This is a genomic window from Pseudomonas sp. BF-R-26 (assembly GCF_019947395.1).
GTDB classification, from domain to species: Bacteria; Pseudomonadota; Gammaproteobacteria; order Pseudomonadales; family Pseudomonadaceae; genus Aquipseudomonas; species Aquipseudomonas farris.
Genome location: NZ_JAGYGK010000001.1, coordinates 150,003 through 162,390, shown reverse-complemented (window position 1 = coordinate 162,390; position 12,388 = coordinate 150,003). Strand labels below are relative to the sequence as shown.

Sequence of the window (12,388 nt, the reverse complement as noted above, 5' to 3'; positions counted from 1 at the left end):
GCCCGCGATGCTTTTAGGCTCTTGGCTTCACTGTGCCGCAATCCTGGCCCAACCACACCGCGCGAGTATCGAGGCTACCCTTCTGCTGAATGCCGGTGGCGTTGAAAGTACCGTTGACCTTGGTGGTGAACTCACGATCGCTGAGGAATGTGGCGACACCAGCACCTTGCGCTTTCGGACAGCTGAAACGGAATTTCCATTGGTTGCCGGTACGCTCGGTGATTTCCTGCTTGCAGCCCGATTGTGGGTCCGTCAGTGGAATGTTGTCGGTCTTCACCTGCTCAGGCGTCAGGCACGCCCGAATCCCTTTGCCGCCCATGGTGATGCCCTGCTTCTCCAGCTGCGCGCGCTGTTCAGGGGTCATCTGACTCTGTATCTGGCCGAGAATCAGTTGAAGATCGGGCAGGTTCTGGTCATCGACCTTCATGTTGCTTGAAGTCATTTCCCACAAACCCGGTTGCAACATCTGCGCCTGAGCAGCCACAGGAAGTGCCAAACCAAACGCAATGGCCAAACCCAGCAGACGAACGTTCATCGAGTAACTCCTGATCATTAGTGGCCGTTAGACGTCAGCCACGGGCTTCGGTTCATGGGCCAATTAAATAGCGACATTCTGCCCGGAACATGGTCTGTTAAGCATTGAATCTTCAGGAGCAAGGCTGCCCCATGGATTATTTTGGACCGCATGTTTTCGGTTATCTGATCGCTCTGCTGCACGCGCTGGGCGCGATTGCCGCCATCCATGCCGTATTGACCGTTCGGACCGCTCAAGGCTCGATCGCCTGGGCTCTGTCACTGCTGTTCATTCCCTACCTCACGCTTATCCCTTATCTGGTCTTCGGCCGCAGCACCTTCGATGGCTACATCAAGGCCCGGCGGCAAGCCAACGAAGAAATGCGCAAGGCAATCTCCGAGTTGAACTGGCGCCCCTGGGTAGAAGAGGCACTGGCTGCTCGTGCCTCCAGCGCCTACGCGTCCTTGAGGGCCATGCCGAAACTGGGACGCATGCCGTGTCTGGCGAATAACGAAGTACACCTATTGATCGATGGCCAAGCCACCTTCGATGCGATTTTCGACGCCATCAGCAACGCCCGGCAAGCGGTGTTGATCCAGTTCTTCATCATTCACGATGACCGCCTCGGCCAACGCCTGCACACCTTGCTGACCAAGAAAGCTGCAGAGGGCGTGGCGATTTACCTGCTCTACGACCGTATCGGCAGCCACTCCCTGCCCCATGGTTATGTGCAACCGTTGCGCGATGCCGGTATCGAGGTCAAAGTCTTCGCCACCCGCAGCGGCTGGCTCAACCGCTTTCAGGTCAATTTCCGCAACCATCGCAAGATCGTAGTGGTCGACGGGATTGTCGGTTTTGTCGGCGGGCTCAACGTCGGCGACGAATACATGGGCGAGAAACCGCCCCTGGCGCCATGGCGTGACACCCATGTGCAAGTGCGCGGGCCAGTGGTGGCCTCCATGCAGGAGTCCTTCGCCGAAGACTGGTTCTGGGCGGCCCGTTCGCTTCCGCCACTGATCCTGCCGGAGGTTTATCCGGACGACGGCGTGCTCTGCCAATTGCTGGCAAGCGGCCCGGCGGATTCCTACGAAACCTGCTCGCTATTCTTCGTCGAAGCCATCCATGCGGCGACGGAACGGGTGTGGATCACCAGCCCATACTTTATCCCCGACGAAGCGGTATTCGCCGCGTTGCGACTGGCCGTGTTGCGCGGTGTGGATGTACGGATTTTGTTGCCGTCGCGGCCGGATCACCGGATCGTCTACGCCGCTTCCAGCCTTTACGCCTTCGAAGCGGTACGTGCTGGCGTGCGTGTGTTCCGTTACCAGCCGGGGTTCATGCATCAGAAAGTGGTGTTGATCGACAGCGAAATCAGCGCCATTGGCAGCGCCAATATGGACAACCGTTCGTTCCGGCTGAATTTCGAAGTGATGTTGCTGACGGTCGACAGTGCGTTTGCTGCCGAAGTGGAACAGATGCTCAACGATGACTTCGCCCAAGCTCACGAGATCGCCAAAGAAGAAGGCCGGGAGACCCACCGCCTGCAACAGATTGGCATGCGGGTCGCCCGGCTTATTTCACCGATTCTTTAAGGGTTGTAAATATCATCGCGGGTCCATGGCAGTTCATGGCTGCCATCGGGATGGGCTTTCACCGCGAGGATTTGGTGCAGGTTGATCCAGCCTCTGGCGAAGGCATAGGCGCACCCTGCCAGGTACAACCGCCAGATCCGTAAAGCCTGTTCTGGCACCAGTTTGCCGGCGGCTTCCAGATTGTCTTCCAGGCGTTCGCTCCAGTGGTCCAGGGTCCGCGCGTAATGCAGGCGCAGACTCTCGACATCGACGATCTCCAGCCCCGCGTCGCTGATCTCAGCCGATATCATCGACAGATGCGGCAGTTCGCCGTTGGGGAACACGTACTTCTCGATGAACTCACCCGCACCACGCCCGACCGGACGACCGTCGATGTGTTTGGCGGTGATCCCGTGGTTCATCACCAGGCCACCCTCTTTCACCGCGCCGAACAAGGTTTTGCAGTACTCGGCAAGATTCGCATGGCCAACGTGTTCGAACATGCCGACGCTGACCACCTTGTCGAAGCGTCCGTCCTGAGGCAAATCGCGGTAGTCGAGCAGTTGCAGTTCGATCTGATCCTCCAGGCCTTCGGCTTTCACCCGTTCGCGAGCCAGTTCCAATTGCTCCTTACTGAGCGTGATCCCGAACACCTTCGCGCCGAACTCACGAGCCGCATACCGCGCCAACCCGCCCCAGCCGCAACCGACATCCAGCAGATACTCGCCTGGCTGCAACCGCAGTTTGCGGCACAGGTGGCGAAACTTGGCTTGTTGAGCTTGCTCAAGGGTTTCGCTGCCGGTCTCGAAATAGGCGCAGGAATACGCCATGTCGCTGTCGAGCCACAGTTGGTAAAACGCGTTGGAGAGGTCGTAGTGGTAGGAGATGGCTTTGGCATCGGTTTCTTTGTCATGAACCGTGCGCACCGGTTGCGCGTCTTCGTCTTCGTTGATCAGCGCCTGACTCCATTCATCGCAGACACGAATCACGTCGCTGATGGAGCCTTCCAGTTCCAGCTTGCCTTCGACGAACGCCGCCCCCAACGCGTCGAGGCTAGGATGGGTGAACTGGCTAACCATGTGGGGATCCTTGACCACAATGGTGACGCTGGGCGTCGGCCCCAGATTGAACTCATGGCCGTCCCAGAGTCGCAAGCGAAGCGGTAATTGCAGATTCTGTAAGGCCGGTGGAAGTTGCGCGAGCATGAAAAGTCCCCCTTGTTTCAGACGTCAAATCTGAGGGTAGACCATCCTTGAAAAATAGCAGGCTATCGAATTAATAGCCTTTTTCTATTCCCGGTGTTGCCTGCAACACTGAAACCATCCAACGGGCGATCGTTGAAAATGACCGCCTTACCCTAGATGACTACAAACCCGGCACACAGTTCTGAAAAGTTGTAGACGCTCACACCTCATCCTTAAGCTTGAGTAGGGGTTCCTGAAAGCGTAGCAAACGCCCGGCATTACCGAGCACCAATAACGTGCTCAAATTGTGCAACAGCGCGGCAATCATCGCCCCTGCCGCCCCAAGCCAGCCGAATGCAGCAAACGCGACGATGGCCAAGGTCCAGCCCAAACCGATGATCACGTTGACCTGCAAGGTCTGGCGGCAGTGGCGACTCAAGCGTACGCAGGTTCCGAGCCGGCGCAGGTCGCTACCAATCAATACGATATCGGCCGAGGCCAGCGCGATGTCCGCACCGCCTGCGCCCATGGCCACGCCGACCACACCGGCCTTGAGCGCCAGGGAATCGTTGATGCCGTCTCCCACCACCATCGGCCGGAATCCGCTGCCGATCTCTTTCAGTACACGGTTGAGTTTGTCCTCGGGCAAGGCCTGGGCTTCAACATCGCTGATCCCCACATCCCGGGCCAGCGTATGCGCAACGCTTTGCCGATCCCCGGTGAGCAACAGCTGACGACCCAAACCCAATTCACGCAACTCACTCAGGGCAAACCGCGCCTCGGGTTTGACGCTGTCAGCGAGCAACAGCCAGGCGAGAAATTCACCGTTGAGTGCCAGCCCGGCGATAGGGCCGTCGTGTTCGGGCACAGCTGATGTGGCGACGCCCAATTGTGCGAACAGCTCCGGACGACCGAGGGCCGCCTCGCCTTGCTCGGTCATCGCCACTACACCCAGCCCCTGACGCTCGTGAATGTCGGAGAGCAACAGAAAGTGTTCCTGAGTGACCAACCCTGCCAAGGCGCGGCTGACCGGGTGGCTGCTGGCGGAACCGAGGCTGGCGGCGAGCTTCAGTACGTGACTGCGATCCTCCAGCGGACTGTCGATGGATTGCAGGCGCAAGGTGCCAAAGGTCAGGGTTCCGGTCTTGTCGACCACCAATGACGTCAGGTCAGCCAACTCTTCGAGGAATGCTGAACTGCGAATCAGAATCCCGTGCCGGGCCGCGACTGCCACCCCGGCAATCGCCGTGGCCGGAGCCGACAACACCAGCGCGCAAGGGCAAGCCGCTACCAACACTGCGAGCATCGCTTGCGCATCGTTGGTGACAAACCAGGTCACGGCGGCCAGCAGCAACACCAGCACCATGTAGCTGCCGGCGTAGCGTTCGAGCAAACGGGTGATCGGCGGCTTGGAACGTTCGGCGCTTTGCATCAGCGCGATGACTTTACCCAAGGTCGATTCGTGACCGGTGCGGGTCACTTCAATGCGCAGCAGACCATCAAGATTGATCGCCCCGCCGAACACCGGCATGCCCACACCGGCTTCTATTGGCACCGACTCTCCAGTGATCGAAGCGGTGTCGAGGCTTGCCTGACCGGACAGCACCCGGCCATCCGCCGGCACTCGATCGCCGGCCCGCACCTCCACGAGGTCACCGGCCTTGAGTGTTCCGTTGTCGACTTCAACGACGGACCCGTCAGCCTGAATCTTGCGCGCATGGCTGCGAGTCAGTTTGCCGAGGGCATGAATCGCTTCCTGGGAACCGATTACGCTGCGCTCTTCCAGCACGTGACCGAAGATCATGATGATCGGCAGCAACGCCGCCGTGAGCAGATCGCCTGTGGCCCAGGCGCCGAGCATGGCCAGGGCGATCAGTTGATCGGTGATCCCGTGCAAGCTCGGATAACGCAAGCTGTACCACGCCGAGCGCATGACCGGCACGGCCACCAGCAAGGAAGCGAAACCCAGCAGCAATTGGCTGACACCGGTCTGCTCCGGCGACAACCAGCGCCAGATCAGGCCCAGCGCAAGCAGCCCAAGCGCAAGCATGGCCAGGGTCAACTGGCGCGCGGCGCTACGTTGTTCAGCCGAGGACAACATGCTCGGCGCGGCGGCGGTTTGGGCAGTCATTGCGCAGCTCCCTGAATGATCAGGCGGGAATCGTCTTTCGGATCAACCGTGGTCACCGAGCCGGCCTGCCCGAGAATCTTCGGCATCCGTTCACGGTAAATACGCAGCAGCATTTGCGGGTCAGTGCCCTGCTGTTGCGCCTTGGCCAAACTCAGCACCGTGGCGGTGTCGGCAGAGGCTTTGGCCAGGCGTTCGCTGGCTTGGGCGTGAGCCACTTGCAGCGTGCGGTCGGCTTGTTCGTTGGCAGACTGAGTCAGCTTCTCGGCTTCAGTGCGCGCGTTGGCCACGGCTTTGTCAGCCTGCTGGCTGGCGGTTAATACTGCATTGAACGCGTTCACCGCCGGGCCGGGCAGACTCGATTGCACATCGACCCGCGCCACTTCGATGCCCATCCCCTGCCCGGTCGCCGTCAGTTCGGCCAAGCGCTGATTGATGCCTCGCACCAGATCGCCGCGTAGACGTTCGCGGCGCTCAGCGGCCTGGCTGTCGGCACCGATCAGTTCCGGTCGAGCTACCAGAATGGTGTCCAGATCTCGTGCTGCGGTGAGCGCCACAGCACTGCGCGTCACCAGCCGATCCAGCGCCGGTAGCACATGCTCACCCTGAAGGACGAAGGCATAGGGTTCGGTGACTTTATAGAACACCCGCACATCCAGTTGCACTACGCCCGCATCACCGGTCAATAAATAACCAGAGCCGGCGAGTGCATCGCTGATGGGCGTGGCGAAACTCGCGACTCGATCCGCCTGCAATGCAGCATCCGTGCGCAGCAGATTTTCCACCCGACGCTCGATCACCCGATCCGCCGCAGGCAACAAGATTACCTGCTCAAACGGGCGCGGCCATGCCAACAGTAAACCGGCATTTTGAATGCGATCCAGTGCGCCGAAGTGCAGCACCACGGCACGATTTTGCGGGTCGATTTGCCGCACATTTGAGAATGCCCACGCCAAAGCAGCCAGCACAGTCACGGCGTACAGCGCCAAAAAAGCCAAGCGCCCGGCCTGAATCCAGGGGCTACTCAACTCATGTGTTCCACGTGGAACCAAACTCATGGCTGCGACCCGGACTTGTTATCGAGCGTCGGCGGGCCATCAACCAACACCCGGAACGGTGCAGCATCAGTGCGCAAAATCAGTTTGGTGCCCGGCGTGACGATGGTGCCCAAGGTGTCGAGAGAGCGCAGCAAGTTGTAGAGCTGCGGCGAACCGGCGTAGGCACGGCCGTAAATCTGCGCGGCTTCGACGCGGGATTGGGCTTCGATGTCCGCAGCTTTCACTGTCGCATCGGCTTGCACGATTCGCGCATCACGCTCGGCCGCAGAGCGAATTTGCGCAGCTTCGCGCTTGCCGATGGCCGTGCGTTCAGTGGCGATGGTTTCACGCTCGGCGCGCATACGATCGACCGTCGCGGTGAGCGTCACCGACGGCAGGGTCAAACGCTCGATGCCGACTTGCAGCACGCGCACGCCATAAGTGGTGAGCAACTGCTGATCGATCTGCTGACGCAGCTGCGCTTCAAAATCGGCGATGCGTACTTGGTTGGCATCGGTGTTCACCAGGTTGGCCAGATCGAAACTGCTGGCAGTGGTTTCCAGCGCCGAGCCGACAAAGGTTCGGATCTGCCGCGCCGCTTCATCCGGCTGGTTCTGTACGGCGCGCATAAAACGTTGCACGTTGTCCGGATCACCCTGCACCTGCCAGGCCACGTAGGCTTGCACGATGATGCGCAGACCATCGCGCGTGCCCACATCCTGCAAACCACTGGAGGTGGTACGCAGCCGCAGATCCACCGGGATCGCCGCCTCGAACGGTGCAGGCCAACGCCAGCCAAGACCCGGTTCCAGCAATACCCGCGATGGATTACCGAAGCGAGTGATGACCGTGGCCTCTCCCGAACGCACTTGCACCAGGCTCGCCGCTGCAATGGCAAACGCCACCAGCAACGCCGCCCAACCCATTCGCCGCCACGGGAAAGGGCCAGCTTCGTGTGGATCGCCGTGGTGATGATGGTGATGACCGTGGTGATGCCCGCCATGGCCGTGATCGTGGCCGGCGTGGTCATCGTGATCGCGATTGTGTGTAGGCGTCGGCTGGCTCAATGGATGGCTCCTGGCTGAGCGGAATTACGCGGCGGCGCAGGGTCAGCCGGCAGCGTGAATGTACGTAGGTCGATGGTCGGCGCATTACCGCTGCCGCCCAGACGATGATCGAGAACCAGCAGCTTGGCGTTGGCCAAACCTTGGGTCAGTTGACTGAGGTATTGCTCCAGCACAAAGGCCTGGCCGGCGCTGGAAAAAGCCTTTCGCTCGGCGGCAAATTTCAGGTCGGCGGCCTGAGCGCTCGAGTTGATTTCATGCGCACTGGCCGTGGCTTGATCGCGAGCGATACTGGCCTGCAACTGCGCCTGGTTGGTCGCCTCCGCCGCTGCACCGCGCTCATGGGAAATCAATGCCTGAGCACCAATCTGCGCCGCTTGCACGCCGTGATAAGCGTTGGCCGCCCCCGCTGGCGGGTGGATGGCTTCGACCACCGTGGCGAGAATTTCCACGCCGCTGTCGAGTTTTTGCAGGTCAGCCTGCACGGCGCGACCGATCTCTTCAGCGAGCCCTACCCTATCCTCGCCGAGCAAACCATCCAGGGTTCTCGAAGCGAAATCGTGAACCAGAATCCGGCTGGCGGTGCTGCGGATTAGCGTTGGCACATCGGCGCTGTTGTACGTTGCTGCCAGCGCCGCCTGATCGCTCAGGCCGATGCGATAGACGAAGCGCACGTCCATGTTGACGATCTGGAAGCTTTGCTTGTCGGCGCGGCTGCTGGCGATGACTTGGGATTTGTCGTTCACGTGGCTGGCGTCCCACAAGCGATTGGCAATCGCTGGTGCCGGGCCTTCGGCTGGTTCGGCCTCGACCGGTGCCGACGTTTCGCCCACGCTGGTGGCCAACTCGTGGACCACACCGTTTTCGACGCTCAGCACGCGGCCCAGCGGCCACGGCAAACCGGCGTGCAAACCAGGACCGAAAACTTCCACCGGTTTGCCGAAACGCTCATAGATACCGCGTCCTTGCAGCGCAATTTCGTGAATGCCGGTGAGCGACCAACCGACGATAGCCACCACCGCCAGCACCGGCAAAAACGCCCGGCGCATGTAAGTGAAGGCCCAGATTTGTCGCAGGTCGATACCGAAGCGGTTGTGCAGTTCGTGCTGCAATGCGAGCAAAGGCTGCGGCGGCCAGCGCAGCATGTCGGCGACGAAGATTCGCGCCAGCAAGGCCGGTTCAAGTTGTTCACGACGGGGACTGAACAGCGACAACACGGCACGCAGCAGCAACTCGATGGCGACCAGCCCCGGCAGCAAGCCGATCAGCACCGCCAGACGCACCGGCCAGACCGATGATTCGCTGCCGAACAACAAACACAGGGCGCTGAGCACCAGGCAAATAATCGCGACCCGCGTCAACTGCGCCAACGGCCCTGCTTCGGGCCACTGGGCGACGTTTTCCTGCGCCAGTTGCCGTTCCAGCACCAGCAAACCGAAAGCCAGCAGCAACGACAGCGCGGCGCCGACACTGGCCGACAACCCCAGCGCAGCGGGCGGCAAGGTCAGATTCCAGACTTGCCCGACGCTGTACAACGTCAACAACGCCCAGCCGCCAAGCCAAAGCGTCGGTGCACCGATCTGCCCCAGCAAGCGCAACCAACGCTGACTGATCCGGTCCAGCAACCGCTCATACCAGCCTTCACCGGCAACGACTTCCTCAGCGACAACCATCGGCACCAACACGGCCGGATTCATCGCTCTTGCGCGCCATTGCGTCACCCACCATGCCGATTGCAGGCCAGCGACCAGCACCAGCAAACCAGCGCTCTGATTGACCAGCAACGCCGGCCAAAGCGATTGCGGCGCAAACAGACCGACAAAAAACGCCAACACCAACCCTGCGCCAGCCAAGGCACCCAAACCGATCGCGAATTGCCGCAATCGCCGTCCTTGAATGACCGCCTGCTGAAAGCGCGGCAGCCCTGCTATCTGTGCTCCATCGCCATCGAGATCGACTTGCATACCACCCCAGCCATCGCTCACATCACAATTCGTTACGATATAACGAAAGTGGTGAAATATTCGTCGTAAATCGCTCTATCTAAAAGCGCTGAACCTGTCGCCAAGCTGAAGCCTTGACCGAAATGGCTCGAAACGCACATATTACGTTCGTAATTTTTATCCAAGGCTACTTTTATCGATCCTGCCCCCTTTCACCAGGAGTACCACTATGAGCACCTATGACGTCGTGATTCTGGGCGCAGGCCCCGGCGGTTATAACGCAGCGATCCGCGCCGGCCAGCTGGGCCTGAAAGCGGCATGCGTGGAAGGCCGCGCCACCTTGGGCGGGACCTGCCTGAATGTCGGCTGCATGCCGTCCAAAGCCCTGCTGCATGCCTCCGAACTCTACGACGCGGCCATGGGGGCGGAATTCGCCAACCTGGGGATTGAGGTCAAACCCGTCCTCAACCTTGCTCAAATGATGAAACAGAAGGATGAAAGCGTTACCGGGCTGACCAAAGGCATCGAGTTTCTGTTTCGCAAAAACAAAGTCGACTGGATCAAGGGCTGGGGCCACATCGACGGGCCGGGCAAAGTCACGGTGACCGACAGCCAGGGCGTCAAGACCGAGCTGAGCGCCAAGGACATCGTTATCGCCACCGGTTCCGAACCCACTCCCCTGCCCGGCGTGGACATCGATAACAAACGCATCCTCGACTCCACAGGCGCCCTGTCGCTGAACGAAGTACCGAAGCACCTGGTGGTGATCGGTGCCGGGGTGATCGGCCTGGAGCTGGGCTCAGTATGGCGGCGCCTGGGTGCTAAGGTGACGGTGGTCGAATTTCTCGACCGTATCTGCCCCGGTGTAGATGGCGAAGCGGGCAAGACCCTTCAGCGCTCATTGAGCAAGCAAGGCATCAGCTTCAAGTTGAGTTCGAAAGTCACCAGCGCCACGACGTCGGCGAGCGGTGTACAGCTCAGCGTCGAACCGGCCGCGGGTGGCACCGCCGAGTTACTTGAAGCCGATTACGTGTTGGTGGCCATTGGTCGACGCCCTTATACCCAAGGCCTGGGGCTGGAAAACGTCGGTCTCGCCCCGGACAAACGCGGCATGCTCGCCAATAAGGGCCACCGCACCGAGGCCGCTGGCGTCTGGGTTATCGGTGATGTGACGTCGGGGCCCATGCTCGCCCACAAGGCCGAAGACGAAGCCATGGCCTGCATCGAGCAAATCGTCGGCAAGGCCGGCGAGGTCAATTACGACCTGATCCCCAGCGTGATCTACACCAAACCGGAGCTGGCCAGCGTCGGCAAGACCGAAGAACAGCTGAAGGCCGAAGGTCGCGCCTATAAGGTCGGCAAATTTCCCTTCACCGCCAACAGCCGGGCGAAGATCAATCACGAAACCGAAGGCTTCGCCAAAGTACTGGCCGATGAGCGCACCGACGAAATCCTCGGCGTGCACCTTGTGGGCCCGAGCGTCAGTGAAATGATTGGCGAATATTGCGTCGCCATGGAGTTCAGCGCCTCGGCCGAAGACATCGCCCTGACCTGTCATCCACACCCGACCCGCTCCGAAGCCTTGCGCCAGGCGGCAATGGATGTGGAGGGGATGGCGACGCAGATGTAGAAAGATCAAAAGATCGCAGCCTGCGGGCAGCTCCTACGCAGGCTGCGATCTTTCACTTTTCAGATGGGCAAATGCTCCAACGGCAATGCTCCCGGCGTCTTCACCGTGTGAATCGCAAAGTTGCTGCGGATGTCGCTCACACCCGGCAATTTCAGCAGTCGCCCGGTGAGAAAACGGTCATAGGCGCGCAAATCCGGCACCACCACTTGCAGCAGAAAATCTGATTCCCCTGACACCAGGAACGCCGAAATCACCTCAGGCAATGCCGTTACGGCCAAGCGAAACGCTTCGGCCTGTTCGTCGTTGTGTCGTTCGACTTTGACCCCGACAAACACCGTCAGCCCAAGGCCCACTTCATCTCGATCCAGATTGGCCTGATAGCCGCGAATCACTCCCGCTTCTTCCAGCATCCGTACCCGACGCAAACAGGGCGAGGCGGACAATCCGATTTCGTCAGCCAATTGCACGTTGCTCAGGCGACCGTCCCGTTGCAGCGCCGCGAGAATCTTGCGGTCGTAAGCGTCCAGTTTCATGGTTTGGCAGATCCAGATGGTTCGATCATCACAAAATGGCAGGTTATGCCAAATATGGAAGCTTTAGAAGCTGACTACGCAACCACCTGCCCTGCTCTTCAGCCATAGACTGATCCCACCAAATCGACAACGAATGGGGTGCAACATGGCAGGACTCTGGCTGTTTTTCATGGCTCTGGCGGTGGTGTACCTGTTGCCCGGCCCGGACATGATTCTGCTGTTGCAGACCGGCGCGCGTCAGGGCAAAGGCGCGGCGCTGGCCACGGCGTTGGGGCTGGGCGTGGCGCGTGGTTGTCATGTGGCCTTGGCGGCGTTGGGTTTGGCGGCGCTGTTCAAGACGGCGCCCTGGACCTTCGACGTGGTGCGCCTGATCGGGGCTGCGTACCTGCTGTGGATCGGCATTCAGTGCCTGCGCACCACGATGCTGCCGAGCTTGAACGGGACAGACGCAACCACCGAAAAACCGCATTGGCGCGAGGCGATCCAGCGCGGTTTGCTGACTAACCTGCTCAACCCCAAGGCGCTGCTGTTCTGCTCGGTGCTGTTGCCGCAGTTCATTGAGCCGCACGCCGGGCCAGTGCTCGCGCAATTTGCGACGCTGGGCGTAATGCTGGTCGGTATCGGATTGTTGTTCGACAGCGCCTACGCGTTGGTCGGCGCTGCACTGGGCCGCTGGCTGCAACGCAGTCCATCGGCCCAGCGGGTGCAGCAGTGGTTGTTCGGTAGCCTGCTGATCGGCTTCGCGGTGCGGCTGACCTTTGTGCAGCAGGCTTGAAGGTTGAGG

Annotated in this window: 10 protein-coding genes; 3 read left to right on the top strand and 7 right to left on the bottom strand. The window is 60.3% G+C overall.

The genetic code is table 11. From position 1 onward, the window contains the following. Positions 1-13: 13 nt before the first annotated feature. Positions 14-535: a DUF3617 domain-containing protein gene (locus KGB18_RS00775; protein WP_030132514.1), complete on the bottom strand. Its 522-nt coding sequence runs from the start codon at positions 533-535 to the stop codon at positions 14-16. Between the two features lie 131 nt (positions 536-666). Here KGB18_RS00775 and cls point away from each other — a divergent pair, with 131 nt between their 5' ends. Continuing rightward, on the top strand, positions 667-2,106 hold the full coding sequence (gene cls / locus KGB18_RS00765; protein ID WP_123720121.1) for a cardiolipin synthase: 1,440 nt from the start codon (positions 667-669) through the stop codon (positions 2,104-2,106). On the opposite strand, the gene cfaB is transcribed toward cls, so the two are convergent. The 5 genes from cfaB to hflK (KGB18_RS00740) all read right to left on the bottom strand — a co-directional run bounded on the left by cfaB (position 2,103) and on the right by hflK (KGB18_RS00740) (position 9,462). Next, the gene (cfaB, locus tag KGB18_RS00760; RefSeq protein ID WP_123720120.1) at positions 2,103-3,290 is read right to left on the bottom strand and encodes a C17 cyclopropane fatty acid synthase CfaB; all 1,188 of its coding nucleotides are present in this window, start codon (positions 3,288-3,290) and stop codon (positions 2,103-2,105) included. The two genes, cls and cfaB, sit on opposite strands and share 4 nt — an antisense overlap. A 199-nt stretch (positions 3,291-3,489) precedes the next feature. Beyond that, positions 3,490-5,400 carry a heavy metal translocating P-type ATPase gene (locus KGB18_RS00755; protein ID WP_223569251.1) on the bottom strand — a complete coding sequence of 637 codons (1,911 nt, stop codon included), beginning with the start codon at positions 5,398-5,400 and terminating at the stop codon, positions 3,490-3,492. Next, positions 5,397-6,455, bottom strand: a complete 1,059-nt coding sequence (hflK, locus tag KGB18_RS00750; RefSeq protein ID WP_223569250.1) for a protease modulator HflK — start codon at positions 6,453-6,455, stop codon at positions 5,397-5,399. The genes KGB18_RS00755 and hflK (KGB18_RS00750) overlap by 4 nt, the downstream gene beginning before the upstream one ends. Then, positions 6,452-7,501, bottom strand: a complete 1,050-nt coding sequence (gene hflC / locus KGB18_RS00745; protein WP_038980476.1) for a protease modulator HflC — start codon at positions 7,499-7,501, stop codon at positions 6,452-6,454. Before hflC ends, hflK (KGB18_RS00750) begins: the two co-directional genes overlap by 4 nt. Then, positions 7,498-9,462 (bottom strand): protease modulator HflK, encoded by a 1,965-nt coding sequence (hflK, locus tag KGB18_RS00740; RefSeq protein WP_223569326.1) that lies wholly within the window; start codon positions 9,460-9,462, stop codon positions 7,498-7,500. The genes hflC and hflK (KGB18_RS00740) overlap by 4 nt, the downstream gene beginning before the upstream one ends. 208 nt (positions 9,463-9,670) lie before the next feature. Here hflK (KGB18_RS00740) and lpdA point away from each other — a divergent pair, with 208 nt between their 5' ends. Next, a complete protein-coding gene (gene lpdA / locus KGB18_RS00735; RefSeq protein ID WP_123720117.1) occupies positions 9,671-11,071 on the top strand; it encodes a dihydrolipoyl dehydrogenase in 1,401 nt (466 codons plus the stop codon). Positions 11,072-11,130: 59 nt separating this feature from the next. On the opposite strand, the gene KGB18_RS00730 is transcribed toward lpdA, so the two are convergent. Continuing rightward, a complete protein-coding gene (locus KGB18_RS00730; protein ID WP_201061107.1) occupies positions 11,131-11,604 on the bottom strand; it encodes an Lrp/AsnC family transcriptional regulator in 474 nt (157 codons plus the stop codon). Positions 11,605-11,749: 145 nt separating this feature from the next. Here KGB18_RS00730 and KGB18_RS00725 point away from each other — a divergent pair, with 145 nt between their 5' ends. Further along, positions 11,750-12,379 (top strand): LysE family translocator, encoded by a 630-nt coding sequence (locus tag KGB18_RS00725; protein ID WP_223569249.1) that lies wholly within the window; start codon positions 11,750-11,752, stop codon positions 12,377-12,379. The last annotated feature ends 9 nt before the right edge of the window (positions 12,380-12,388 follow it).